This window comes from Aminobacter sp. DSM 101952 (assembly GCF_001424795.1).
GTDB lineage: Bacteria > Pseudomonadota > Alphaproteobacteria > Rhizobiales > Rhizobiaceae > Aminobacter > Aminobacter aganoensis.
This window is the reverse complement of sequence record NZ_LMCL01000031.1, coordinates 37,513-62,498: the sequence shown is the minus strand read 5'-3', so window position 1 is coordinate 62,498 and position 24,986 is coordinate 37,513. Positions and strand designations below refer to the sequence as shown.

29 protein-coding genes are annotated in these 24,986 nt (G+C 65.9%); 7 read left to right on the top strand and 22 right to left on the bottom strand.

All coding sequences use genetic code 11. From position 1 onward, the window contains the following. Positions 1-146: 146 nt before the first annotated feature. Positions 147-941, bottom strand: a complete 795-nt coding sequence (locus tag ASC75_RS18780; protein WP_055978567.1) for an anti-sigma factor — start codon at positions 939-941, stop codon at positions 147-149. Further along, entirely contained in the window at positions 938-1,456 is a 519-nt protein-coding gene (locus tag ASC75_RS18775) for a sigma-70 family RNA polymerase sigma factor (RefSeq protein WP_055978565.1), read from the bottom strand. The genes ASC75_RS18780 and ASC75_RS18775 overlap by 4 nt, the downstream gene beginning before the upstream one ends. A gap of 227 nt (positions 1,457-1,683) precedes the next feature. Between ASC75_RS18775 and ASC75_RS18770 the strand changes: the two genes are divergently transcribed. Next, positions 1,684-2,925 (top strand): MFS transporter, encoded by a 1,242-nt coding sequence (locus ASC75_RS18770; protein WP_055978563.1) that lies wholly within the window; start codon positions 1,684-1,686, stop codon positions 2,923-2,925. Between the two features lie 25 nt (positions 2,926-2,950). Here ASC75_RS18770 and ASC75_RS18765 read toward each other — a convergent pair whose 3' ends face one another. From ASC75_RS18765 to ASC75_RS18705, 13 genes are all read right to left on the bottom strand, one after another. Then, positions 2,951-3,373 carry a type II toxin-antitoxin system VapC family toxin gene (locus ASC75_RS18765; protein WP_055978561.1) on the bottom strand — a complete coding sequence of 141 codons (423 nt, stop codon included), beginning with the start codon at positions 3,371-3,373 and terminating at the stop codon, positions 2,951-2,953. Beyond that, the gene (locus ASC75_RS18760) at positions 3,373-3,618 is read right to left on the bottom strand and encodes a type II toxin-antitoxin system VapB family antitoxin (protein ID WP_055979230.1); all 246 of its coding nucleotides are present in this window, start codon (positions 3,616-3,618) and stop codon (positions 3,373-3,375) included. The genes ASC75_RS18765 and ASC75_RS18760 overlap by 1 nt, the downstream gene beginning before the upstream one ends. A gap of 106 nt (positions 3,619-3,724) precedes the next feature. Further along, positions 3,725-4,357: an outer membrane protein gene (locus ASC75_RS18755; protein WP_244487877.1), complete on the bottom strand. Its 633-nt coding sequence runs from the start codon at positions 4,355-4,357 to the stop codon at positions 3,725-3,727. 299 nt (positions 4,358-4,656) lie between these two features. Continuing rightward, positions 4,657-5,295, bottom strand: a complete 639-nt coding sequence (locus ASC75_RS18750) for an outer membrane protein (protein ID WP_082496661.1) — start codon at positions 5,293-5,295, stop codon at positions 4,657-4,659. Between the two features lie 235 nt (positions 5,296-5,530). Then, on the bottom strand, positions 5,531-8,278 hold the full coding sequence (locus ASC75_RS18745; protein WP_055978556.1) for a DUF2339 domain-containing protein: 2,748 nt from the start codon (positions 8,276-8,278) through the stop codon (positions 5,531-5,533). A 26-nt stretch (positions 8,279-8,304) separates the two neighbouring features. Continuing rightward, entirely contained in the window at positions 8,305-8,823 is a 519-nt protein-coding gene (locus tag ASC75_RS18740; protein ID WP_055978554.1) for a PaaI family thioesterase, read from the bottom strand. Next, positions 8,820-9,581: a DNA repair protein RecO gene (gene recO, locus ASC75_RS18735; RefSeq protein WP_055978552.1), complete on the bottom strand. Its 762-nt coding sequence runs from the start codon at positions 9,579-9,581 to the stop codon at positions 8,820-8,822. The genes ASC75_RS18740 and recO overlap by 4 nt, the downstream gene beginning before the upstream one ends. 73 nt (positions 9,582-9,654) lie before the next feature. Beyond that, complete coding sequence (locus ASC75_RS18730; RefSeq protein ID WP_055978550.1) at positions 9,655-10,836, bottom strand: MFS transporter; 1,182 nt, start codon at positions 10,834-10,836, stop codon at positions 9,655-9,657. A gap of 126 nt (positions 10,837-10,962) precedes the next feature. Next, positions 10,963-12,315, bottom strand: coding sequence for a PepSY domain-containing protein (locus tag ASC75_RS18725; RefSeq protein ID WP_055978548.1), 1,353 nt, complete (start codon positions 12,313-12,315; stop codon positions 10,963-10,965). 54 nt (positions 12,316-12,369) lie between these two features. Beyond that, complete coding sequence (locus ASC75_RS18720) at positions 12,370-12,762, bottom strand: DUF2946 family protein (RefSeq protein WP_055978546.1); 393 nt, start codon at positions 12,760-12,762, stop codon at positions 12,370-12,372. A 67-nt stretch (positions 12,763-12,829) separates the two neighbouring features. Then, the gene (locus ASC75_RS18715; RefSeq protein WP_055978544.1) at positions 12,830-14,149 is read right to left on the bottom strand and encodes an MFS transporter; all 1,320 of its coding nucleotides are present in this window, start codon (positions 14,147-14,149) and stop codon (positions 12,830-12,832) included. An 83-nt stretch (positions 14,150-14,232) separates the two neighbouring features. Next, positions 14,233-14,514 (bottom strand): metal-sensing transcriptional repressor, encoded by a 282-nt coding sequence (locus ASC75_RS18710; RefSeq protein WP_055978542.1) that lies wholly within the window; start codon positions 14,512-14,514, stop codon positions 14,233-14,235. 126 nt (positions 14,515-14,640) lie between these two features. After that, positions 14,641-15,549 carry an SDR family oxidoreductase gene (locus tag ASC75_RS18705; RefSeq protein ID WP_055978540.1) on the bottom strand — a complete coding sequence of 303 codons (909 nt, stop codon included), beginning with the start codon at positions 15,547-15,549 and terminating at the stop codon, positions 14,641-14,643. Positions 15,550-15,640: 91 nt separating this feature from the next. Between ASC75_RS18705 and ASC75_RS18700 the strand changes: the two genes are divergently transcribed. Further along, positions 15,641-16,216, top strand: a complete 576-nt coding sequence (locus ASC75_RS18700) for a TetR family transcriptional regulator (RefSeq protein ID WP_055978537.1) — start codon at positions 15,641-15,643, stop codon at positions 16,214-16,216. Between the two features lie 12 nt (positions 16,217-16,228). Here ASC75_RS18700 and ASC75_RS18695 read toward each other — a convergent pair whose 3' ends face one another. Together ASC75_RS18695 and ASC75_RS18690 are read right to left on the bottom strand one after the other, a co-directional pair. Further along, positions 16,229-16,459 (bottom strand): DUF4287 domain-containing protein, encoded by a 231-nt coding sequence (locus tag ASC75_RS18695; protein ID WP_055979223.1) that lies wholly within the window; start codon positions 16,457-16,459, stop codon positions 16,229-16,231. 29 nt (positions 16,460-16,488) lie between these two features. After that, positions 16,489-17,403: a DMT family transporter gene (locus ASC75_RS18690; protein ID WP_055978534.1), complete on the bottom strand. Its 915-nt coding sequence runs from the start codon at positions 17,401-17,403 to the stop codon at positions 16,489-16,491. A gap of 50 nt (positions 17,404-17,453) precedes the next feature. On the opposite strand from ASC75_RS18690, the gene ASC75_RS18685 reads away from it, so the two are divergent. The 3 genes from ASC75_RS18685 (at position 17,454) to ASC75_RS18675 (ending at position 19,040) form a co-directional block, all read left to right on the top strand. Beyond that, positions 17,454-18,005, top strand: a complete 552-nt coding sequence (locus ASC75_RS18685) for a MarR family transcriptional regulator (RefSeq protein ID WP_055978532.1) — start codon at positions 17,454-17,456, stop codon at positions 18,003-18,005. Between the two features lie 97 nt (positions 18,006-18,102). Beyond that, positions 18,103-18,357: a hypothetical protein gene (locus ASC75_RS18680; RefSeq protein WP_055978530.1), complete on the top strand. Its 255-nt coding sequence runs from the start codon at positions 18,103-18,105 to the stop codon at positions 18,355-18,357. Next, positions 18,357-19,040 (top strand): HD domain-containing protein, encoded by a 684-nt coding sequence (locus ASC75_RS18675; protein ID WP_055979220.1) that lies wholly within the window; start codon positions 18,357-18,359, stop codon positions 19,038-19,040. The genes ASC75_RS18680 and ASC75_RS18675 overlap by 1 nt, the downstream gene beginning before the upstream one ends. Here the strand turns inward: ASC75_RS18675 and pepT are convergent. Beyond that, on the bottom strand, positions 19,037-20,269 hold the full coding sequence (gene pepT / locus ASC75_RS18670; RefSeq protein WP_055978528.1) for a peptidase T: 1,233 nt from the start codon (positions 20,267-20,269) through the stop codon (positions 19,037-19,039). The genes ASC75_RS18675 and pepT overlap by 4 nt on opposite strands. Positions 20,270-20,551: 282 nt before the next feature. Between pepT and ASC75_RS18665 the strand changes: the two genes are divergently transcribed. Further along, complete coding sequence (locus ASC75_RS18665) at positions 20,552-21,094, top strand: N-acetyltransferase (RefSeq protein WP_055978526.1); 543 nt, start codon at positions 20,552-20,554, stop codon at positions 21,092-21,094. A gap of 132 nt (positions 21,095-21,226) precedes the next feature. Further along, positions 21,227-21,889: a pentapeptide repeat-containing protein gene (locus tag ASC75_RS18660; protein WP_156381318.1), complete on the top strand. Its 663-nt coding sequence runs from the start codon at positions 21,227-21,229 to the stop codon at positions 21,887-21,889. An 84-nt stretch (positions 21,890-21,973) separates the two neighbouring features. Here the strand turns inward: ASC75_RS18660 and era are convergent, their stop codons facing one another. The 4 genes from era to acpS all read right to left on the bottom strand — a co-directional run bounded on the left by era (position 21,974) and on the right by acpS (position 24,865). Then, positions 21,974-22,903, bottom strand: coding sequence for a GTPase Era (gene era / locus ASC75_RS18655; RefSeq protein WP_156381317.1), 930 nt, complete (start codon positions 22,901-22,903; stop codon positions 21,974-21,976). After that, complete coding sequence (gene rnc / locus ASC75_RS18650) at positions 22,900-23,622, bottom strand: ribonuclease III (protein WP_055978521.1); 723 nt, start codon at positions 23,620-23,622, stop codon at positions 22,900-22,902. Before rnc ends, era begins: the two co-directional genes overlap by 4 nt. Before the next feature lie 2 nt (positions 23,623-23,624). After that, a complete protein-coding gene (gene lepB, locus ASC75_RS18645) occupies positions 23,625-24,371 on the bottom strand; it encodes a signal peptidase I (RefSeq protein WP_055978518.1) in 747 nt (248 codons plus the stop codon). 92 nt (positions 24,372-24,463) lie between these two features. Continuing rightward, entirely contained in the window at positions 24,464-24,865 is a 402-nt protein-coding gene (gene acpS, locus ASC75_RS18640) for a holo-ACP synthase (protein ID WP_055978515.1), read from the bottom strand. Positions 24,866-24,986: the final 121 nt, after the last annotated feature.

Below are 24,986 nucleotides of genomic sequence, written 5' to 3'. Positions count from 1 at the left end.
ACGCCTCGATTCGGGCCTTATTGTGACATGGCGTCGGGGGCTCGGGGATATGAATCTCATCAAGATTTGACGCCGAAAGACAGGTGCATCCTTCGAGGCTCGTGCGTCCGTGCGCCCCCACTGTGCGGGCATCGAGGACGCACGACCTACGACCGCGCCAGCCCTGCCCCTGCCAGCAATTGCTTGTAAGCATCCCTTGCAACCACGCGGAGTTCGTCCGGCGGCAAGGTTCCGACGACGGCGCAGCCATAGCCCTGCTCCTGCCAGTAGACGGCTTCAGGTCCACCATCCGCCAGCACATAGGTGCCCTTGGTGGCGTCGATGCCTCCGGTGGTGACATAGACGGAAATCCGATTGCCCTGCTCGTCGGCATAAAGCATCAGCGCCGCCGTGCTGCCAGCGGCAGGCACGAGACGGCCGCCGAGAAGCTGGAAGCCGTTCCCGGTCAGGTCCGGCGCCACCAGCTTCAACCCGGTCCGCTTGGACAGCCAGCCGGTGAGGTAGGCAGGATCGCTGCCATCGACCTCGACCGGCCGGTTCTTGTCGGCGGCAAAGGTCTGATGCGCGGCGATCGCCAACTCGGCCATGCGGTCGTCGGAATCGGGGCCAAAGCCGAAACCGCCAGCCCCGACGAGATATCCGCCAAGACCTCCGGCGATGAGAAGTGCAGCCGCCGCCGACATTCGCCACCACGGCGGCATGCCCTTGCGCTTCGGCGTATCGCCATTGACCGCGGCCGCCAGCCGCGCCGGCACGGGCTCGTCGAGGACACCCGAAAACAGGCCGCGCAACGCGGCATTGTCGGCGGCGAAACGTTGGCTCCGCGCCTTCATGTCGGGATTGGCTTCCAGCCAGGCCTGGTAGGCGGTGCGTTCGTCCTCCGGCAGCTCGCCGTCGAGCGCCAAATGAATATCGCGGTCGGTGAAGCTGCGCCCGTTCATTTCTCGACGATCCTTATCGTCCGGCGCCGCGCCTGGTCGTCGAGCAGCGCCCGCAGTTCCTCGCGGCCCCGGGCAATGCGCGACATCAGCGTGCCGGCGGGCACGCCGAGCATCGTCGCCGCCTCGGCATAGGAAAACCCTTCGATGGCGACCATCACCAGTGCCGCGCGCCGGTCGGGGCTGATCTGCTGCAACGCGTCGACGATTTCACGCAAGGCGACGCTCTCGGCCTGGATGGCGGGGGTTGCCAGCGCCTCGCCGGCGTCGAGCGGCAGGATCGCTGCTTCGCCGCGGCGTTTCACCTTTCGCATCTGGTCGATGAACAGATGATGCATGATCGTAAACAGCCACCTCCTGGGGCTTTCTCCCGTTCGCCAGTTCTCCATGCGCGTCAGCGCTCGCTCGAGGCAGTCCTGGACGAGATCGTCGGCAGACTCGCGGTCGCGCAAAAGCGCACGCGCATAGCGCCGCAGGCGCGGGATTTCCTGAAGTATCGCTGCCTTCTTTTCTTCCATCGCTGCGGATCGTGGATCGCCCTTTGAACATGCTGATAGAACGCGCCTTGCCCCGGCGACGCAAGCGGCCCCTGAGATCCGCCGCTATTACCCAAGCATGCAACTAACGCTTGCCGTGCTGCGCCTATTCCCGACCCATCAGAAATGTTGAAGCATGCGGTAGTTCAATTGATTTTGAACATGACATCGGATCGGCTAAAAGGGGCGTCCTCACGGGAGAAGCGACGATGAAGGCAGCAGCGGCAACCACCAGGTCGGGCAAGGCGGTGCCGTGGCTGATCATCATCTGCGGCTGCCTGATCGCCGCGCTTACCTTCGGGCCGCGCTCTGCAATGGGCTTCTTCCAGTTGCCGATGCTCGCCGAAAAAGGCTGGGACCGCACCACATTCGGTCTCGCCATGGCCATCCAGAACCTGTTCTGGGGCCTGGGGCAGCCGATCTTCGGCGCCGTCGCCGACCGCTTCGGGACATGGCGCGTGCTGACGCTCGGCGCAGTGCTCTACGCGCTCGGCCTCTATCTGATGGCCTCGGCCGACAGCCCGGGCATGCTGCATCTGAGTGGCGGCGTTCTGGTCGGTCTCGGCGTCGCCGCCGGGTCGTTCAGCATCGTGCTGGCCGCCTTTGCCCGCAACACCAACCCAAACAATCGTAGCATGGTGTTCGGCATCGGCACCGCCGCCGGGTCGGCAGGCATGTTCATCTTCGCGCCGATCAGCCAGGGCCTGATCGATGCCTATGGCTGGTCCGACACGCTGGTCTACATGTCGATCGCCATGCTGGTCATCCCGGTGCTGGCCATCCCGCTGGTCGGCAATTCAAGCTCGGGCAAGGCCTCCCAGGCCGAAATCCAGCAGACGCTCAGCCAGGCCCTGTCCGAAGCCTTCGGCCACCGGAGCTACCTGCTCCTGGTCTCCGGCTTCTTCGTCTGCGGCTTCCAGGTCGCCTTCATCACCGCCCATTTCCCGGCCTATATCAGGGACATCGGCATCGACGCCCGCTATGCGGTGATCGCGCTCGCCCTGATCGGCTTCTTCAACATCATCGGCTCGCTCGCCTCCGGCATCATCGGCCAGAAATACTCGAAGCCGCGCTTCCTGGCCTGGATCTACCTCGCCCGGTCGGCGCTGGTAGCTGCCTTCCTGCTGCTGCCGCAATCGCCGACCAGCGTCGTCATCTTCGCCGTCCTCATGGGGTTGCTCTGGCTGTCGACCGTGCCGCCGACCAACGGCCTCGTCGCCATCATGTTCGGCACGCGCCACCTCGGCATGCTGGGCGGCATCGTCTTCTTCTCGCACCAGATCGGCTCGTTCCTCGGCGTCTGGCTCGGCGGCTACCTCTACGACCACTTCGGCTCCTACGATACCGTCTGGTGGCTCGGCGTCGCGCTCGGCCTGTTTGCCGCGGCCGTTCATTGGCCGATCAAGGAACGCCCCGTCGCCAGGCATCCGGCACTGGTGCCGGCGGAATAAGAACCAATTCTGGCCTCGCGTTCCGTCAGGCCAGGTCGGTCTGGGCGAAATCATTGCCCTTGTAGGCAAGCTTCGTCTTTTGCACCCTGGCGCAGGCATAGGCAAAGCAGTCGCCGAAGTTGAGATCGGCAGGGTGCCCGACCGCCTTGCCGTAACGTGCCGCGGCATCAACCGCCGCTATTCCGATCTCATCCGAGATCGGAATCTCCCGCGCATCGATCTCGTTGATGAAATCATCAACGACCAGTCCAGCCTGAAGGATCATCGCCGGCGTCGGCTTCCTGCCGCTGCCGCCTGACACGGCGCGCGCAAGCGACATGATGGCCTCGAAGCGCACCAATGGCGAAACAAGGCGTTCGCTAGTGTCCATGCTCAGTTGCTTGACCAGTTCCTCCCAGCCCGGTTCCTGGTTCAGGATGGCAACGATCACCGACGCATCGACGAACATTACTCGCCGTCCCACATCTCGTCGGTGAACTTCTTCATATCGAAATCGGGGTTGGGCAAGCCCAGTTCAGCCACCCTCTCCTGCAGGCTGGCAAGGCGATTGCGCAGCGGGATTTTCGCACGGTTGCGGGCAAGTTCGTGACGCAGCGCAGTCCGCACCGCTTCGGTCTTGCTGGCAGCGCCGGTGACGGCCTGCAGTTCGGCCGCCAGTGCATCGACTTCGTTGTCCCTGATGTAGAGAGGCATCTGCATATCCCTTCTGGATATACAGATATACCTTGCTGAATATTCATTCAAGAACGAGAAAGGCGGGCATGTCCGGCATGCCCGCCTTCGGGAGTGCTCTGGCCGCTCAGAACCGGTAGTTCAGGCCCGCCTTCAGCGTGTTGCTGTCGAGCTCGTCGGCCTGCTGGGTTCCACCCACCGTCGACCGCACCTTGCCGTAGTCGACGCGGTTGTACTCGACCTTGGCCGTGACCTTGTCGCTGATCGCCTGCTCGACGCCGGCGCCCAGCAGCAGGCCGCCTTCCCAGTTGCTGCCCGAGGTGACGTTGCTTCGGGCATCGAACTTGCTCACGCCGTAGCCCGCGGTGCCGTAGACCAGCGTACGGTCCATGGCGACGCCGGCGCGGACCTTGGCCGCGGCGTCGAACTTGCGCTCGAGCTGGGCACCATTGGCGATGTTGTGGCGGGCGCCGTTGGAGAAGCTGGCGTCAGCCTCGGCGCCATAGACGAACATTCCGGACTGGAAGTTGGCGCCAACTTGGCCGCCCAGCTGCCAGCCGGTCTTGCTCGAGAACGGGTTCGGGAAGCCGTCATTGGAAACGCCGACATGGGCGCCGCCATAGACGCCCGACCAGTCATAGGCGCCGCTGGAGCTTTCCTGGTAATAATCAGATGCCACGTCAGCAGCATTGGCGACGACTGGGGTGGCAAAGGCTGCGAGGGCAGCGAAGAGAACGGGAAACAGATTCCGCTTGGACATGATGTAGTGCTCCGACATTGCTTGGGACAGCCAGGCCGTTGGCTTGGCGATCCTGTGACGGGCCACGACGCAACGGCAAACGGGGGAGGAAGTCCGCAGGCCGAGTCCCGTGCGCCATATCATTGGCGCGAGGCGACCTTCGTCGCCATTCGTTGCCGAAACCTTGCACGATTTTAATAAATGCCGATCCGACCAGGCAATCTTTCGGTAATGTTAACAGCGGGTTAATCGCATTCCTTAGCGGGCACCGAAGGCAGGCCGATTGGGCCGGGCCTGCCTTCCATGCACCTGGACCCGGCCTAGAACCGGTAGTTCAGGCCGGCCTTGACGGTGTGGCTCGACAAATCGTCGGTCCGGCGGGCACCACCCGACACCACCGAGGTGACGTCGCCATAGTCGACATAGTTGTATTCGACCTTGGCCGAGATGTTGCCGGCGAAGGCCTGCTCGACGCCGCCGCCCAGGAGGTAGCCGCCCTCCCACTTCTCGTCCGAAACGACGGTGCCTTTGGACTTGAACTTGGCAACGCCATAGCCGGCGGTGCCATAGACCAGCGTCTTGTCGAAGGTCATGCCGGCACGAACCTTGGCGGCACCGCTCCAGGTGCGCTGCAGCTCGGCACCGCCGCCCAGCTTGTGCTTGGCCCCGCCGGAATGGCTGCCGTCGAGTTCGGCGCCGTAGACGATGACGCCGGACTGCATGTTGGCGCCGACCTGGCCGCCGAACTGCCAGCCGGATTTGCTGGAGAAGGGATTGGGAAAGCCCTCCGAGGAGACGCCGCCATGGACGCCGGCATAGATGCCCGACCAGTCATGGACGGGATCGGTCTGCTGCTGTGCGTAGTAGTTCGAGGCCGCGTCAGCCGCATTGGCCATCACCGGCACGGCAAGAGGGACAAGGCCAGCGAAGAGGACGAGATACAGATTTCGCTTGGTCATGATTGAGGTGCTCCGTCAGTGATTGGGGCTGCGAAGCATGAGCTCCGCAGCCGTTGGCGGGACACTGGCGCGGCGGTAACGGGGGAGAAACCCACCGAGCCAGGTCCCGTGCACCATTTTGTTGGGTGCGAGGGCAACCTGACCTCGGCGGATTGCGTCAACATTGCATCGAATCCAATAAAATCAAATATTTAAAGGTAATCTTCCGGTAACCTTCGTTAAGCCTTCCTTGCGCCTAGCGCGCCGCACGCGTCAGCAGGCGCTGGTAGAACAGCCCGATGCCGATCAGCACGGCGCCCAGCCCTATGAAGGACAATGCGCGCAGCACACCTTCCAGTTCGGACATGTCGAACAGGAAGACTTTGGCGACGGCGATCGAGATCAGCGCCGCCGAGGCGATGCGCAGCACCTGCGACCTGAGCGTCACGCCGGCGACCAGCAGGCCGACGCCCATCGCGAGCCACAGCGCCGAGTAGGAATAGGTCTCGACCTGGCCGAGCCCGGCCCACAGGCCGATATGCTCGCCCTGGAACAGCCGGCGCACCGACAGCGTGGCATAGGCGAAAGCGAGCAGCGCGGCGACCAGCGCCAGCATCGCCGAATACCATTTCGGCCGCTTGCCCCTGGCGTAATACGCTAGGGCTGCCGCCGCCAATGCCGGCAGGAGATAGGCCAGGAACAACAGGTTGAACAGCGGGATGCCGCCCGTGCCTTCGTCGGTGAACAGCGGGTTGAGCACCAGGAAGTGCTGGCCCAGCACCGAAAGCACCGACAGCACGCCGATGGCGAGCGAGCCGTAGCGGAGCACCGGGCTCGGCGAGCGCATGTCCAGCGCCACCAGGATGCCGCCGCCGCCGAGCGCGATCAGCGTGTAGATCGCCTGTTCGGCCAGCGTCGGGGTGTTCGAGGTGATGACGCCGCCATTCATCGCATGTCGCACCAGCATCGCCACGGTCAGCAGCGAAAACAGGGCCGCAACCGCCTCCATGACCAGCCGCGGCCGGCCGTTGGTGGTCCGTGCCAATTGCCATGCAGCGAAGCCGAAGGCGATCGCCGGGACGCCGTAGCCGGGCAGGATCCAGTTGAAGACCGGCGTCGTGCCGAGCCTGTCCGCGCCGACGATCGTCGGGTCGAACGCAATGCGGGCCAGGACGGCAACCGCCGCGCCGACGCTCAGCCAGCCGAGCACCGGATATCGACGCTGCCGCGTCGCCAGCGCCGGAACCACCGCGGCAAGGCCAAGCAAGACAGTGGTCAAGCCAGAGCCGAAACCCATGTGAAGGGCAAGCAGCAGCGCCACCCCTGCCCCGCCAAACGCGAAGGAGACGGCCGGCCCGCCCTGCAGCGGCGGCTGTTCGGCGCGGGCGATCCATTCGCCGCCGGCAACGAAGGCAGCGACCAGGACCACAGCGACGAGCGCGCGCAGGACATCGCGATCGGGGTTGCCATAGGCGATCCAGAGCGAGGTGAGCACGACCAGCGGCACCGCAACGCCCCATCCGGCCCAGGCTGCCGCGCGCCAGGGTGCTGCCGCCACCTGCCGTTGCGCGCGCCATAGGCCGGTGCCGGCAAAGATGAGTCCAAGCAGCCACCCGATGCGGGTCAGCGACCTGCCGGCGACCTCGATCGGCAGGCCCTCGACCATCAGCCCGCCGATCGGCAGGTCGAGTTCGAAGGTGCCGCCCAGCGCGTTTCGCAGATAGACCAGGACCGTGGCGATGCCTGCAGCAAACAGCAGCGACACCGCGGCCGGCCGGTAAAGGGCTACCGCCAGCAAGCCGACCAGCAGCAGGGTTCCGCGCAGCGGCCCGCCGAGCGCGGCGTAGGTCGGGTGGATGAACAGCACCATGGCTGTCACGGCCACGAAAAACGCCGGCACCATCGACGGCCAGTCGAGCACCGTCGTGTCATCGCGGCGCCCAAGCCACAGCAAGGCGAGAGCCGCCAGCGTGACCGCGCTGATGAACAGGATGATGTTGAAATCGGCCAATGGCGCGTCGGCGAGGTAGAGCAGCGTCCACAGGCCGGTGCCGACGAAGGCGGCCCCCATCAACAGCGACCAGCGGCGCGTCCGGGCAACGGCCGCGGTCGCCACCAGGACGATGGCGAGGTAGCCGAACAGAGCCCAGAAATTGGGCGCGGTGGAGGACACCAACGCCGGCGTCACCATCGCGCCGAGCAGGCCGAGGCCGGCCAGGGCCTGGCCGTGGGCAAGAGCTGCGGCGATCGTCGCCACGCCGACGATGCCGAGCAGCACGAAGGCCGTGCCGGCGCCGATGAAGCCATAAAGCCCGTGCGCGGCATAGATGGTGCCAAACAGGGTGAAGGCGCCCGCCGCCGTCAGGATTGCCGGGATGTAGGCGCTGCCGCCGTTCTGGATCGGCACGCGGAAACCGGTGCGGCGGATGAACTCGCCACCGCCGACCAACACCAGCCCAAGCAGGGCCGCCATGCTCAGGCGCGCACCAGGACCGAAGAAACCGGATTCGATGGAAACTTTGATCAGGAACACCGCGCCGAATGCGAGCGCCAGGCCGCCGACCCACACCGCCCAGCGGGTGCCGAGCGTGGTCTCGATATCGGGCGCCTCGCGCGCTCCTGCTTGTGCCGACCCGGCTGCCGCAGCAGCCCAAGGCCCGGACGCGGCCGCATCCGCCTCGGCATTCGCAGCCACGGGCAACTCTTCGACGGGCGCCACCACTTCCGTCACGACTACTGGCGCCGCCTCGGCTGCCGCAACAGGTTCCGCAGTGGCTGGCTGCTCGGCCACTTCAGCGGCCAACGCCTCTTGCAAGGCCGCCTCGCTCACCGTCGCTGCCTTGACTTCTGCCGCCTTGGCGGCCGGGGCGGGCACGGCGCCCGACAGCACCAGGCTGCGCAGCGCGCCGAGTTCACGCTCGAGCAGGCCGAGCCGCGACTGCTGCTTCGAGATGATGATGAACAGCGCGACGATGGCGATCACGCCCAGAAGGCTCTCAAGCATGGCCGTTCCCCCTCAGATTGGCCGGCTCACCGCGCCGCCAGATTGGCGACGGGAAAGATCGAACATGTTTCGGTACCGAAGGCCAGCAGCTTGCCGTTGCTGTCCTTCAGCGTCGCCTCGGACACGGCGAGCGTGCGTCCCTTGTGGATCACCCCGCCCTCGCATACGACCTCGCCGGTATCGGGCGTGATCGGGCGCGTCAGGTTCACCTTGAACTCGACCGTCGTATAGGCCTCGCCCCTGGCGAGCGTGCTGTGCACGGCACAACCGAGCGCCGAATCGAGAATGGTCGCAGCCCAGCCGCCATGCACGGTACCGAGCGGGTTGAGATGGCGCCCATTGGGCACGCCGCGGAAGACCACCCGCCCCTCATCCACTTCGGTGACGGTAAAATTCATCACCCCGGCGATCGGCGGCGCCGGATAAAGGCCGTCGACAACCCGCTGGAGCAGCTCCCTTCCGGAAAAAAGATGCACGTCCTCGTGCGGGATGGTGCCCAGGCCAAGCGGCGAGACATGGCCAGGGAACAGTTCGACGTCGCTCATGCGGCGGTTTCTCCATGGGAGATGGCGCGGGCGCCATAGAATTTCCTGAGCGCCATCAGCAGGCCGCTGCGGGCATCGGGCACCTCGATGCCGCGCGGCTCGTAGACGTGGCGGGCAAAGAAGAAGCTCGACAGCCGGAACGCATCCTCGATGGCTGCGAGGTCGGCTCCTTGCCGCGCCCCGCGCCGCAGGAAAGGCGGCAGCGGGAACAGCTTGTCGCGCCATGGCTCGCCGGCGGCACGCGAGACGGCGCGGCCCGACTTCGGCGAAACATAGGTCAAGTCCTCGACGGCGCCGGTCGCGGCACATTCGGAGAGGTCGAGGCCGAAGCCGAGTTCGTCGAGCACCAGCAGTTCGAAGCGGACCACCAGTTCGCCAACGGCTTCGGCGTCGTTGAGATGCGCGATCAGGATCGCCAGCGTCTCGTAAAGTCCGGCATGCGGGTCGCGTTCGGGCAGGAGCCTGAGATGCGCGGCCAGCGTCTGCAAGGCGTAGACGGCGACGGCGCTGTCGATCAGCCTGGCAGCATTGAGCTCGATCGGCTCGGCCTGGAAGGTGCCTAGATGCTCGTCGAGCCGCGCCCGCCAGATCAGGTCGACACGGTTGCCGGCCTGCAGCACCGGCTGCTGCTTGCGCGAGCGGCCGCCGCGCACCAGCCCGAGATGGCGGCCATGCGTACGCGTCATCACCTCGAGCACGGCCGAGGTTTCGCCATGCTTGCGGGTGCCGAGGATGATTCCTTCGTCGCGCCATTCCATGGCCGGACCATCAGCCGGTTGGGCGGCGAAATCAAGAACATTGGCTAAGGCCTCCGGACGAGCCGGAGCGCCCTCATTTGTCCTTCAGCGGCGGGATCGCCGCCAGCAGCAGCAACGCAACCAGCACCAGTGCGGCGGCAACGATGGCAAGCGGCAGCAGCCCCCCCGTGATGAAGGGCGCGACGACAGCGGTGCCCGCCGCCGTGGTGCCGAGGATGGCGACCACCACAAGGGCTGCGCCACGGGCATCGTCGCCCTGCGAGGCCACCACGGCGCGATGGAAACCGGGTGGGCCACGGAAGCCAAGGCCGAAGTTGAACGGCACGAACAGCGCAGTGATCACCAGCGTGTTGGCGCCACCCAGCAGCCCATAGCCCAGCATCGCCACGCCGCCGAGTGCGGCCAGCCCGGTGCCGAACCAGATCATGCGTTCGGCACCGAAACGCCCGGCCAGCCGGCCGGTCCAGTTGGCAGCGATGATGAAGGTGACGATGCCCGTCACCTGCATGATGATGAAGTCCTTGAGCCCGGCGCCGAGGGCCGCGACGAACACCGTCGGCGCTGCAAAGACGATGACCAGCAGCGCGCCCAGCGTGAAGGCGTGGCTCACCGCATAGCGCAGGAAGGTGGCGTCGCGCAGCAGGTGGGCGTAGCCGCCCGCGCCCTTGCCCGTCGTCAGCGCCGGCAGATGCCTGCCAAGGCCGGCAACGGCGGCGGCGAGCACCAGCGCCAGCACGGCGATGACGTAGAATGACGCGGTCCAGCCGGCGAGCGACAGCAGCCACACGCCGGCCACGGGGGCGAGCGCCGGGGTCAGCGCCTCGATCGAGCCGAGCAGGCCGAGCTTGCTGACCGCGCGGTGGTCGCCGAACAGCGCCCGGATCATGCCAGGCGCGAACACCGCAGCCGCCGAACCCGCCGCGCCCTGCAGAAAGCGCAGGCCGATCAGCATGTCGAGCGACGTACTCATGCCGGCCGCAGCCGAGACCAGGCCATAGGCGACGAGCGAGGCCACCAGCAGGCGGCGCTGGTCGAAATGCGCACCCAGCGTGCCGAAGGCCAGCAGCCCGACCGCCGCGCCGGTGACGAAAGCCGCCAGCACGAACTGCGCCTGCGCATAGGTGCCGCCCAGCACCTCCGGCAGGCTCGGCACGGCCGGTAGCACGAGATCTGTGCCGGCGATGCCGAGCACCGTGCTGGTCACGATGAGTGCGAAAGCGATGCCTGCATGGCCGCCATGCTTGCCGGTGGTCATTGTCCTGCCAGTCCGTTGATGAGGGCTTTTTTTCGGGACGGCGTCAGTGCCTCATGATGGGCCACGGGTCAAGCAAAGCCGTTTGGTCCAAGGCGGCCGCCGCCGTCGGGCAGCGGCCGCATCGCGTCAGGCGAAACGTGGAGGCAGCACGCGCGTGCCGGCCCAGTCGAGCGCCAGCATCGCCAGCAGCGAGATGCCGACGAGCGGAAAGACGATGCCGCCGATGGCGAGGATGGCGATCAGCCCGCGGAACACCTTTGTGTCTTCGGGCAGAGGCGGCACGCCGAGCGACCCTGCCGGACGCCGCTTCCACCACATCACCCCCGCCGATACGGCAAGCAGCACGATGCCGAGGCAGGCGGCCAGCAGCACCATTTGGTTCACCAGGCCGAACTCCTGCCCCATATGCACAGAGATGCCCCATTCCATCCACTTGCCGCCCGGGCCGTAGTCGGCAAAACCCATGTCGATCAGCGGCTCGCCGCTGTACTGGTCGAGATGGATCACCCGCTGCCGGGCCGCGTCGTCGGGATAGACCGAACCGGTGTAGACGCCCTCCGGCTTGGCCGGGATCGCGACTGCATAGCCGCGATGCAGGCCGAGCCTGTCGAAGGTCTCGACCGCCTTATTGAGTCCGATCGGCGTGCCGGCGGCGACCGAGGATTCCGGCAGCCTGGCCTGCTCCAGCGACCACGACGTCTTGGAGACATGGTCGAGATGATCGCCCGACATCGGCACGTCGACGCGCACGCCCGAGGGATAGCCGAAGTTGCTGCCATTGGCCCATTCATTGACCTTCTCGCCCCAGACGCCCGACCAGGGCATGCCGGTGACTGCCAGGAAGACGATGAAAAAACCGACGAGCAGGCCGGTCACCGCGTGCAGGTCGCGCCAGAACATGCGGTTCCTGGGCTTGCCGCGCACGGTGAAGACACCGCCCTTCTTGCCGCGCGGCCACCACAGATAGATGCCGGTGCCGACCAAAAGGATCGACCAGCCGCCGGCAAGCTCGATCAGCAGCCGTGCTGTGTCGCCGAAATATTTCAGGCTGTGCAGGGTGCGGATGGTCCACATGATGGTGCCGCGGTCGGGCAAGGCGCCCAGCACCGCGCCGCTGTAGGGGTTCACATAGACGGCCAGCTTGCCGAAGTCGGCCGTCGCAACCGTGATCTCGGCCGGGCTCTCCGGCGTCGACGGGTCGAGGTACTTCACCGCCGTGCCGGGATAAGTGGCCAAGGCCGCATCCACCATGGCTTCCGGCGCAACGTTGCCCTGCTCGATGGCAACGCGCTTGATCTCGGGATAGACGAAACCGTCGATCTCGTCCTTGAACAGGTAGAGCGCGCCTGTCACGGCGAGCGTGACCATGAAGGGCAGCACCATCAGCCCGGCATAGAAGTGCCAGCGCCAGACGGCGCGATACAGATTGGACGCAGAGCGCGCGACGGCGTTCTCCCGTCCGGGGGTCGTTTCGGACATTGTTGTCTCCATAAGCGTGGAAGCGCGAGCCGCACGGGCCCGCAGGTTTCGACGTCAGATGGAGACGTGCGGAGGCGCCCTCGCCTCGGCGATCAGGCCACGCAGGCCCCGGGGTGCCGGCTGCCGCTTTTCGGCGACGACTGTGCCACTCGCCTCGGGCCGCTCAAGGATGAAGGCCAGTTGCTCGCCCGGCAGGCCGGGCGTTGCGGTCGCTGACAGCTGGCACAGCGTGCCGCAGGGACACTCCGCGGGGCTGCGGGCGGGCTGTGTGTCGCCGCCTGCCGGGTCCATGCCCTCCATTGTGCAGATAACGCCGAGCGGATTGGCGGCGGAGGCGGCCATGGCGCCTGTCGCGGCACCTGAAAGCAGCGCCTGAAACAGCAGCATGAAGGCGACCATGCCGGCGATGGCGCCAGCCGACAGCCTGTCCCGCAAGATGAGCCGCATCCCCTTCATGCTAGCGGAATGACACGATTCCGCGGCAACGTCACTGCGGCACGGACGTCAGGCTGCCTCAGCCGTGGCGCGGCCATTGCGGGTGCAGCGTGTCGATGACGAAGCCATGGGCGTGGCGATGGCCGAGGCGGTGCCCGCCTTCGGCCCAGTGCGGGTCGTCGTCGGCAAGTCCGTCGTGATGGTGGTCGACGACATCGGGATCGGACGACGGCCACAGGCGCAAGGCCACGGCAACCGCCGCGGCCGCGATGCCGGCCATGATGACGAAGGTCGCCGGCAGGCCGACCTTCACGCCAAGCCAGCCGGCCAGCGGATAGGTGATCAGCCAGCAGGCATGCGACAACGCGAACTGCGCGGCAAACAGCGCCGGCCTGTCCTCGGCGCGCGAAGAGCGGCGGAGCAGCCTGCCTGCCGGTGTCTGCGCCATCGAATAGCCGAGGCCGAGTATGAACCACAGCGGCAAAAGCGAAGCAAAGCCCTGCACCAGCGTGCCGGAAACGAGGCCGAGCGCCAGCAGGGAAATGCCCGCCAGCATGATCGAGCGGTCCTGCACCCGGTCGAGGATTCTCGGCAGCATCAGCGCCGCCGTCATCGAGCCTGCGCCGTAGGCGGCGAGCGCCAAGGCCGTCGCCTTCTGCGACAGGCCGTACTCGCCCTGCACGATGACGACGGTGTTGACGATCACCATGGCGCCGGAGGCTGCGACCGCCATGCTGACCGCGAGCAGGCCCTGCAGCCTGGGCGTGGCGAGATAGATGCGCACGCCGCGCGTCGTCCGCTCATAGATGCCGCGCGGCGCCGACAGCTTCGCGCTCGGCAGCGTCACCGAGACCACCAGTGCTGCCGACGCCAGGAAGCCGACGACGGTGCCGGCGAACAGTTCGTGGAAGCTGACCACCGTCAGCAAGGCGGCCGCCAGGATGGGGCTGACAAGGCTCTCGAGATCATAGGCCAGCCGGGTCAGCGACAGCGCGCGGGTATAGTCCTTCTCGTCGGGCAAAACGTCGGGGATCGTCGCCTGGAATGCCGGGGTGAAGCCGGCCGAGGCCGACTGCAGCACGAAGATCAGGACATAGACCTGCCAGACCTCGGTGACGAAGGGCAGAAGCAGCACCACCGCCGCGCGCACGAGATCGAGGCAGACGAGCATCGAACGACGCGGCAGGCGTTCGGCAAAGGCTGCCGCGACGGGTGCCACGGCGACGAAGGCGATCATCTTGATCGCCAGGGCCGTGCCGAGCACCACGCCGGCATCGGGCCCCGCCAGTTCGTAGGCCAGGAGCCCGAGCGCAACGGTGGCAAGGCCGGTGCCCAGCAGCGCGATCAGCTGCGCCGCGAAAAGGTGGCGATAGGTTCGGTTGGAAAGGATCTGCAGCATCGTCGCCCTGGCGGTGTTCGGCGGCCCGAGGGCCAGTCAGTCCTTCGGCATCCGACGTGGCCGCAGAACGGCCGCGGCGCGGCCTAGAGGTACTTGGTGATTTCCTTGAATTCGTCGATCGACTGGCGCTGCTGGCGCGGCAAGGTTCCGACCGCGTCTTCGAGGCAATGGTCGAGATGATCCTGGATCAGCGTGCGCTTGGCCTGTCCGACCGCCTTCTCGACGGCATGAAGCTGCTGGGCGATGTCGAGGCAGGGGCGGCCCGCATCGATCATGGCGATGATGCCGCGCAGATGGCCCTCGGCCCGCTTCAACCGCTTGACCGTGTCGGGATGGGAGGCGTGGTGGTGAGCATGTTCCGTCATGTCCAATTGCTATCCCCCCGGAGGGGATACGGTCAAGGCCAGATATCACCATGAATCAAGCTTCGCGACCGGACCGAGCGCCCAGGCACTGGCTCGGAGCAAAGCTCCGATCGGAAATGTCTGTGCTCAGCGATAACCCGTCGTATCCGCCGGCTTGCCCGCATCCTGCACCTCGACGACATAGGGCCATGCATTGGGCCTGGAGCCGTCGAGGTCGGTGAAGCCATAGACCTGCGCCAGTCCGCCGCTCGACAGCGACTGGCCGTTCCAGCGCGCAACGTCGGGGTCGGCGGCGAGAGCCGCCACCGCCCTGCCGACGAAGCGCGGCGTTTCGGAGATGGCGAAATGCGGAACATTTTCGAGCGCGTCGCGCCAGTTAGCTTCGGTCACGCCGAAATGCTCCAGCATCATTTCCGAGCGCAGCCAGCCCGGCGTGATCGCTACCGAGGTCGCGCCATGCGGAGCGAGATCCTTGGCATGGGCCCAGGCCATGCGCAGCACCGCCGCCTTGCACAGGTCGTAAAACGGCGACAGGCGGTAGTTCACGGCATTGTATTCGGCCGTGCCGTCGGTCACCTCGACCAGCAGCCCGCCCGACTTCTCGATCATCAGCGGCAGCGCGTGATGGGCGGTGATCAGATGCGTATCGATGGATAGCCTCAGCATACGGAGGCCGTTGTCGAGATTGTGGTCCCACACCGGCTTGTTCCACTCGAACAGCTTCTCGCCGCCCCAGATGTCGTTGACCAGGATGTCGAGCCGGCCCTGTTCCTTGCGGATTCGGGCGACGAGATCGCGCACCTCGTCCGACACCAGATGGTCGACGCGCACCGCGATGCCTCTGCCGCCCAGCGCATCGATGGCCTCCGCGGTTTCCTCGATCGTCTCGGGCCGCTGGTATTCGGATTGCCGGTCGCGGGTCGTGCGCCCGGTCACGTAGACGGTGGCGCCGGCCGCGCCCAGTTCCATGGCAATGCCCCTGCCCGCGCCGCGGCTGCCGCCGGCGACGAGCGCCACTTTCCCTTGCAGTGTCATCGATCTCTCCCGAAATTGTGTCGGTCGAAGGCTGGAAATCACCTTTAGGGCGATATATAAATGAATATTCGTTTATAAATTAACGGTCAATATGCCCCGCCCCAAGACCCTTTCCGACCATGACGTGCTCGTCGCCGCTTCCCGGCTGCTGCATGACAACGGCCCCGATGCGCTGACCTTCGAAAGCCTCGGCCGTGCCTGCGGCCTGTCGCCGGCGACGCTGGTGCAGCGCTTCAAGTCCAAGGCCAGGCTGAAGCAGGCAACGCTGCTGCATGCCTGGGACGGGCTCGACGCCAGGACGGCAGCGCTGGCCGCCTCGACGCCAAGGACGCCCGAAGGGGCGATCGAGCTGCTTGTCGGCCTGTCGGATTATGGCGGCATCGAAACCTATGCCGAAGGTCTCTTGGTGCTGCGCGAGGATCTGCGCGATCCCGTACTCCGGGCCCGCGGTGCTACCTGGAAAGTGGCGCTGTCAGCCGCCCTCGACGAGCGCTTCACTGATGTTGCCACAGCACCCCGCGGCATCGGCCTGCTGATGGCCTCGCAATGGCAAGGCTCGCTGTTGTGGTGGGGTTTCGACCCGCAGGGCAAGGTCCAGGACTTCGTCGCCGCCGGCCTGCGCGGCTTCGTTTCCGCCGTGCTGGCCGAGCCGGCAAAAGCCGGCTGATCCAGTCCGTTGCTACTTGTCGCCGGGCTTCTTCTTGCCGCTCAAAAGCGCATAGACCGCCATCGAATGGCCGTGGCCGAGGGCGAACTCGTCGCGCAGCCATTCGATGATCTGCCCGGCCTTGACGCCTGGCTTCAGCTTGCCGCCGTCGGAAAATCCCTTGCCGTCGGCGAGCGCTGCCAGTTCCTCCGGCCCCTTGCCGGTCTTGGTCTTGATGGTGTCGAGATAGGCCTGGAAAGACATGTCGTTCTCCTCGTTGACGATTGAATTGATCAGGCGCACTTGCGGTTGGCCAGCACACCGCCGGCGATGATCGCGGTAAGCCCCACGACCGACAGCATGGTCAGCACGTCGTTGAACAGCAGGGCTGCCAGCACCACGCCGAAGCCCGTGCCCCAATAGCCGAGTTGGCTGAAGAACACCGGCCCGCCGATCTCCTGCAGGCGGAAGTTGAGCAGGTAGGAGCTGGCCGACGTCGCCACCATGCAGCCGATCCAGAACAGGATGTCGCGGTCGAGGAAGATCCAGCTCGACGGCGCCTCGAAGAACGGCGCCACCAGCGCCACCATCAGGCTGGAGCTCAGCAGGATGCCGCAGGAGAAGGCGAGCGCCGACGAGCCCTTGGGCCAGTAGGCCGTGCGGATAATGTTGCCGGCGGCGGCGCAGGCCGGAATGATGATGCCGAGCAGCACCCAGACGGTCTGCGAGAAGTCGATCTCGGCGATCTGCTGCTGCACAAGCGCGGCCATGCCGGCAAGACCGATCAGGATGCCGGCGAAGCGCCTGAGATACATGCGCTCGATGCCGAGCCCGGCGGCGAAGCTCATCGTCAGCAGCGGCGACAGCGAATAGACGGTCGAGGTGTAGGCCGGCCCGACGCGGTCCACGATATAGTAGCCGAGCACGGTCGGGATGGTGAAGCTGATGATGCCGAGCACCAGGTAGAGCACGAGATGGCGCCGCTCGCGCGGGATGCCCTGCCCCGACGCGGCCAGCAGCGGCAGCAGGATCATGCCGGCGCCGACATTGGCGACCAGCGCCAGCTGGAACGGCTGCATGCCGGCATTCAGCGCCGCCTTGGAGATCATGATGCGGGTGGCGAAGACGAGGCCGCACAGCGCTAGCAGCAGCAGAGGCGAGCGCGCGGCATAGGCCACCGGGGTGCGGAGAACTTCCTGTTGCGTCATGGTCGACCTCGAGATATCTTAGTACTAAGATAAATGACGGAACTATCTTAGTGTCAAGACATCTCGACGAAAATATCGGGGAACCGGCCAGCGACGGCCTGCAGGACGGCATCGACGCGCGCCGGGCACAGTGGGCGCGGGAACTGCCCCATCTCGACACCCGCGGCATGGCGATCCTGGGTCGCGCCCGCTGGATCACGCTCGCCGCCCGCCCCGAGATCGAGGCGATCTTCGCCTCCCATGGGCTCGACAGCGGCGAGGCCGACGTGCTGTTCACGCTGCTGCGCTCGGGCCCGCCCTACCGGCTGCGCCCGACCGAGCTCTACAAGTCGATGATGATCTCGTCGGGCGGCGTCACCAACCGCATCGCCAAGCTGGTCAAGGCTGGCCTGGTCAGGCAGGTGGCCTCCGACGGCGACGGCCGCAGCCTGCCGGTGGAGTTGACGGAGGAAGGCATTTCCCGCGCCCGCGAGGCCTTCGAGGCCGACATGGCGGTGGAAACGCTGATGCTGGAAAGCTTGAGCTGGGATGAACAGGCCCAACTCGCCCGGCTGCTGCGCAAGCTGGCGCTGTCGCTCGGCAGTGCGCCGGCGCTGGAGTGAACCTGGCCAAGCACCTGCCCCGGCTGGCGCTACCGGTCACCGAGATCGGCACGCCACAGTGCGCCCGGAATCACCGACCGCATCACGGGAAACGAGAATGAACCGCGACGATCTTGCCACAATGCTGAGCCAGCAACCGACCGCGAAGGCGCTCGATAAGCCCTGGGGTCTTGTAGCTGCCGGCCGGCCGCTTTCGGTCAAAACGCCCCTGCGGGCGGCCAGCAACACCAAGACGTTCGTCGCGGCCTGTTATTCGCCAGCCTCCGGCATCGCCGTCGCCGACTTCGCCACCAATCGCGAGGCCCGCGGCGCACTGGTGTCGATCGTCGAGCAGGTGCTGGCCGAAGCATGATGACAGCTTCCGAAATCGAAGACCTCGCCCGCTTGTTTGCACCGCACGAGACGCTGCTCGCCGGCCTGCTGGCGCGCTGGGACGGCGCCATGGCCGAGGGCGACGGCTCGCATGACCGCTCGCACCTGATGCGGGTGTGGGCCCTCGTCTGCCGGATCGCGGCGACGGAACCGGGCGCGGACATGGAGGTGCTTGCGGTGGCGACGCTGTTCCACGACTGCGTTGCCGTGGAGAAGAACTCGCCGCAGCGCGCCATGGCCTCGCGCCTGTCGGCCGATGTGGCGCGCGGGCTCTTGCGCCAGGCCGGCTGGCGTGCGGAGCGTAGCGAGGCGGTCGCCCATGCCATCGAGGCGCACAGCTTCTCGGCCAACATCGAGCCGCGCAGCCCCGAAGCGGCCATCCTGCGCGATGCCGACCGGCTCGACGCGCTGGGCGCGCTCGGCATTGCCCGGGTGTTCTACGTCGCCGGACGGCTGGGATTGCCGCTCTACGACGCGAATGACCCGTTCTCGCAACGCCGCCCGCTCGACGACAGGCGCTTCGCGCTCGACCATTTCGAGACCAAGCTGTTCCAACTGTCGTCAGGCCTGCTCACCGCCGCCGGCCGCAAGATCGGCCGCCAGCGCACGGACCTGATGAGGGAGTTCGTCGCGGACCTCGGCCGGGAAATTGCGGGCGCCTAGGCCCGCTCTTCCCAGACCCTGGCCAGTTCGACGATGGTCTTCACCGCCTTTTCCATGTCCTGGCGGCTGACCCATTCGAGCGGCGAGTGGAAGGCATGGCCGCCGGCGAAGATGTTGGGGCATGGCAGGCCCATGAACGACAGGCGCGAACCGTCAGTGCCGCCACGGATGCTGCCGCGCACCGGTTCCATGCCGGCGCGGCGAATGGCCTCGACGGCGTTCTCGACGATCTCGGGGTGGCGGTCGAGCACCACCTTCATGTTGCGGTACTGCTCCTTGACGGTGAAGCTGTAGGTCGAGCCGGGATAGGCCGAGACAACGTCGCTGACGATCTGTTCGAGCATGGCCTCCTTTTCGGCCAGCCCTTCGTCGCGAAAATCGCGGACGATCAGGCTGATCGTCGCCTTTTCCATCGAGCCGCTGACGCTGGTCGGGTGGACGAAGCCCTGCCGGCCTTCGGTCGTCTCGGGCGCCATGTCCCTTGGCAGCCGGTCGATGATGGCACCGGCGATCTTGATGGCGTTCTCCATGCGACCCTTGGCAAGACCGGGATGCATGGCGACGCCCGAGATCGATATCTCGACGCCGTCGGCGGAGAACGTCTCGTCCTCTATGGTGCCAGCCGTCTCGCCATCCATGGTGTAGGCGAAGGCTGCGCCGAGCTTGGCGAAGTCGACCTTGTCGACGCCGCGGCCGATCTCCTCGTCGGTGGTGAACAGGATCTTGACCGTGCCGTGCCTGATGTCGGGATTGTCGACCAGAACCTTGGCCGCCGCCACGATCTCGGCGACGCCGGCCTTGTCGTCGGCGCCCAGCAAGGTCGTGCCGTCGGTGGTGACGATGTCGTTGCCGATCTGGTTGTTCAGTTCGAGATGCTCGCTCACCCGGATGACGCGGGAGGGATCGCCCGGCAGCACGATGTCGCCGCCGGCATAGTTCCGGATCACCTGCGGCTTGACATTGGTGCCGGTGAAATCAGGGGCGGTGTCCATGTGCGAGCAGAAGCAGATCACCGGCACCTGCTTGTCGCTGTTCGACGGGATCGTGGCGTAGACGTAGCCATGCTCGTCGAGATGCGCATCGCCAAGGCCGATCGCCTGCAGTTCCTCGACCAGCAGGCGGCCGAGGTTCTTCTGCTTTTCGGTCGACGGCTGGGAGGTCGAGCTTCCGTCGGCTTGGGTGTCGATGACGACGTAGCGCAGGAAACGGTTGAGAACGGTATCGGTCATGGCAAGGTCCAGTGCAATCGGTCGGGCCTGTATAACCGCCCGCGCCGCCGGGGTGAATGCGTTTCTCCGTGCCAGCCCTTGTGCCAGCAGCCCGACGCATGCCGCTTCCGGTTCCGAGGGGCGACGAGTTCCTCGGTGTGAAACCATCCCAAAGCCAGCCGACGAATTCGGACGGCCGATGAAACCTTCGCCAACGTTGCGCGTGCAGGTTGTCGTGCCTTCCCAAACAGCGAGCCATCCCCTATCCGCAGCTTGACCCACACTGGATAGAATGGACCGAACGTGATCAGACCGGCCAGACTGACGGATGCCTCCAGCCTCGCCGCGCTCGGCCTGGAAGTCTGGCTGAACACCTACATTCGCAACGGCGTCAGTGCGTTCTTCGCCGACTACGCCCTGGATCATTTCACCGCCGCCCGCTTCGAAGGGATCCTGACGCAGGCTGGCCAGACCATCCTGGTCTCGCAAAACACCGTCGGCATCGACGGATTCGTCCACGTCTCGTTGGGTTCGCCGGCGCCTGTAGCGGGATGCTCCGACCTCGAAATCTCGACGCTCTACGTCCAACCCCGCCACCAGGGCTCCGGCGCCGGCGCAAGACTGCTCGCGGAAGCCCTGCGATATTGCGCTGCTGCCAGCCGGCCGGATGTCTGGCTCACGGTCAATGCGGAAAACACCCGCGCCACGGACTTCTACCTGAGAAAGGGCTTTGAGAAGGTCGGGGAAACGCGTTTCCAGATCGCCGACCAGTCCTACCCGAACCATGTTCTCCGATACGGGTTTCGTCCAGCCGACAGCATCTCCAGCCAAACCATTGATGGCTAGATCATGCGTCCGGCCACGTCGCCATCGACGCCGGGGCTCCCGCGACAAGCAGCTTTCCTCGTCCCGAACTGCTAAGCAAATGGTGTCGTCAGAATCAATCGAACACGAGGCCCTTTGCCTCGCAACGAGATCATGCCAAGCACTCCGGAAGACCACACAGCCCTCCCCGGCCGCCTCGCCGCAGGCCAGAAATCGTTCAGCGGCCTCGACCTGCTCGGCACTTCGCTTGCGCGCCTCGATCTCAGCGGCTGCGAATTCGTCGACTGCAACATGCCGGAATGCAACTTCGCGGCGACAAATCTGGCGGACAGCCGATGGATCAACTGCCGCATGTCGCGGGCGAAGCTTACGTCCATCGATGCGGTCGACGCACAATTCGAGGGCTGTGACCTGTCGAACACCGACTGGACGCGCTCGCGGCTCAACACCACCGCTTTCCGTCGCTGCAAGCTGACCGGCGCGACCTTCGCCGACTGCTCGATGAACGGCATCGACTTTCAGGAGTGCCGGCTTGTCAGCGTGTTCCTGTCAGGCGTTTCGTTTCGCCGCAAGACGCTTGAAAGCCTCGATTTCAGCGACGCCGACCTCAGGAACTGCGACTTCCGCGAAGCCGTTTTCGATGGCTGCAGCCTGCGCGGTGCTGCCCTGCGTCTGTGCCGCTTCGAAAGCGCCGACCTGCGCGGCTGCGACCTCGGGCCGCTCAAGCTCAACGATGCGGCATTCCTGAAAGGTGCCGCCATCTCGAAAAGCCAGGCGACGGATCTCTTGCGCAACCTCGGGCTTCAAGTGCTGTGAGGCATGGCCGCCGACGCGGACATGCGGCCTCGGCTCATGCTGACAGGCCCGAAGACTTTGGGCGACCAGGAGACTGGTTGCAGCTTAGTGCGGGAAATCCAGTCCCATTTCGCGGTAGCGCTCGGGATCGTCGCCCCAGTTCTCGCGCACCTTGACGAACAGGAACAGGTGCACCTTCTGCTCGAGTATGCCGGCGATCTCCATGCGCGACGCCTGGCCGATGGCGCGGATCGTCTCGCCCTTGTGGCCGAGCACGATCTTCTTCTGGCTGTCGCGCTCGACAAAGATCACCTGTTCGATGCGGACCGAGCCGTTCGGCAGCTCTTCCCACTTTTCGGTCTCCACGTGAGACGAATACGGCAATTCCTGATGCAGCCTGAGATAGAGCTTCTCGCGGGTGATCTCGGCCGCCAGCTGGCGCATCGGCAGGTCGGAGATCTGGTCCTCGGGATAATACCACGGACCCTCTGGCAGGCGCTTGGCCAGGAAGTCGAGCAAATCCTTGCAGCCGGAGCCGGTCAGCGCCGAAACCATGAAGGTGCGCTCGAACTCGACAGCCTCGTTGGCGGTCGCCGTCAGCTTCAGCAGCTTTTCGGGATCGACCCGGTCGACCTTGTTGAGGATCAGCACCTTGGGCTGGCGCACGTCCTTGAGGCGTTCGAGGATGGCTGCCGCGTCGCCCTTGATGCCGCGCTCGGCGTCGATCAGCACCAGAATGACGTCTGCGTCCCTGGCCCCGCCCCAGGCGGTGGTGACCATCGCCGTGTCGAGGCGACGCTTCGGCTTGAAGATTCCCGGCGTGTCGATGAACACGATCTGGGCGTTGTCGTGGGTGGCGATGCCGCGCACGATGGCGCGCGTGGTCTGCACCTTGTGGGTGACGATCGACACCTTGGCGCCGACGAGCCGGTTGACCAGCGTCGACTTGCCGGCATTGGGCGCGCCCAGAAGGGCGACGAAGCCCGAGCGGGTGGCACCCGTCGCGGGCGTGGCGGTCTCAGGGGCATCGGTCACGATGCGATCTCCTCGTTCTTCCATACGCCCTCGCGCACCAAGAGGGCGGCGGCGGCGTTCTGCTCGGCCTCGCGCTTGGAGCGGCCGGTGCCTGTGGCGGGCAACAATTGGCCGACCCGCACGCTCACCGAAAAGACGGGGTCGTGATCCGGGCCGGTGCGGCTTTCGATCTGGTAGGCAGGCACTGAAGTCGACGCCTGGTGCGCCCACTCCTGCAATTCGGTCTTGGGGTCGCGGCGGGCCGCGCCTGCGGCTTCGGCACGCGGCTTCCAGAATTTGTGGATGAAGCGCTTGGCGGCGTCCATCCCACCATCGAGATAGACGACGGCAAGCAGCGATTCCAGCGCATCCGCACGCAGGTTGACGCGCTTGCGCTCGGCGAGGTTGCGCACCTCGCTGCCGGCGCGGATCAGCTCGGCGAGGCCGATCTCGTCGGCGATCTGGGCCAGGGCCTCGGCATTGACCAGCGCGTTGAGCCTGACCGAAAGCTCGCCTTCGGGCGCGTTCGGGAAGTCGGCCAGCAGCATGTCGGCAACAGCCAGCCCGAGCACCCGGTCACCCAGGAACTCGAAACGCTCATAGTCGACGCCGGCATGGGCGCTGCGCGCACTGCCATGCGTCAGCGCCCGTTGCAGGCGCTGGTGGTCGCGGAAGATGTGGCCGGTGCGGAGTTGCAGCGCGTCGGCGAGTTCCGTTGCGGTGAGCCGCTTGCCAGCCATGCCTATCGGACGAAGTTGAACAGGCGCGAGGCGCGCATCTCGGTCGGCCACTTCCAGATTTCCAGCGGGCTTGCTCCGTTGGCGATCGAGAAGAAGATGATGTTGGCGCGGCCGACGAGGTTTTCACCCGGCACGAAGCCGACATTGAAGCGGCTGTCGGTCGAGTTGTCGCGGTTGTCGCCCATCATGAAGAAATGACCTTCGGGCACGACGAACTCGCGGGTGTCGTCGCCGATCGCGTTCGGCGTCAGGTCGAGCGTGTCGTAGGAAACGCCGTTCGGCAGCGTCTCGCGATAGACGTCGACCGGGCGGTTGACCTCGGTGATGTCGGGATTGTCGATCTGGCCGACCTTCTCGCGCGCAACGGCGGTACCGTTGATGTAGAGCTGGCCTTCCTTCATCTGGATGCGGTCGCCCGGCAGGCCGACGACGCGCTTGATGTAGTCGAGCGAAGGGTTGGGCGGGAACTTGAAGACGACGACGTCGCCGCGCTCGGGATCCGAGCCGAAGATGCGGCCGTCAAACAGGTTGGGCGACAGCGGCAGCGAATAGCGCGAGTAACCGTAGGCCCACTTGGTGACGAACAGATAATCGCCCTCGAGCAGCGTCGGCCGCATCGAACCCGATGGGATCGAGAACGGCTGGAACAGCAACGTCCGGATCACCAGGGCGAGCAGCAGCGCCTGGACAATGACGCTTACGGTCTCGCCCAGCCCGCCGGACTTCTTCTGTTTTTCAGCCACGCTCATGTCGTCCTCGATTGTAGGTCGCGATGGGTATAAGGGCTCGCCGTCGCCGGGGCAATGTCCCAGCCGCCGCCAAAACCTTAAGATAGTGGCCGTTATTCGACCGACAGCGCCTCGATGATCACAAAGGCTTGCGCGAGGGGAAAATCGTCGGTGATGGTCAGGTGGACCACGGCGCGATGGCCGTCCGGCAGCATCGCTGCCAGCCGCTTCGCCGCGCCGCCGGTCAGTTGCATCGTCGGCCGCCCGCCCGGCAGGTTGACCACGCCCATGTCGCGCCAGAACACGCCCTCGGCAATGCCGCAGCCGAGCGCCTTGGAGCACGCCTCCTTGGCGGCGAAACGCTTGGCATAGGAGGCGATCCGGCCGCGGCGGCTCTCGGCGCGCTCCTGTTCGACGTCGGTGAAGATGCGCTGGACAAAACGCTCGCCATGCCTGGCGATCGATTTTTCGATCCGCCTGATGTCGACGAGGTCGCTGCCGATGCCGAGGATCATGGTGTTGCCCTGCCACCCTCCCCCCTGTGGGGAGGGTCGGCGCGCAGCGCCGGGGTGGGGGTAGACAGGGCGGAGCCAATCGAACCCCCACCCCGCTCCGCTTCGCGGATCGACCCTCCCC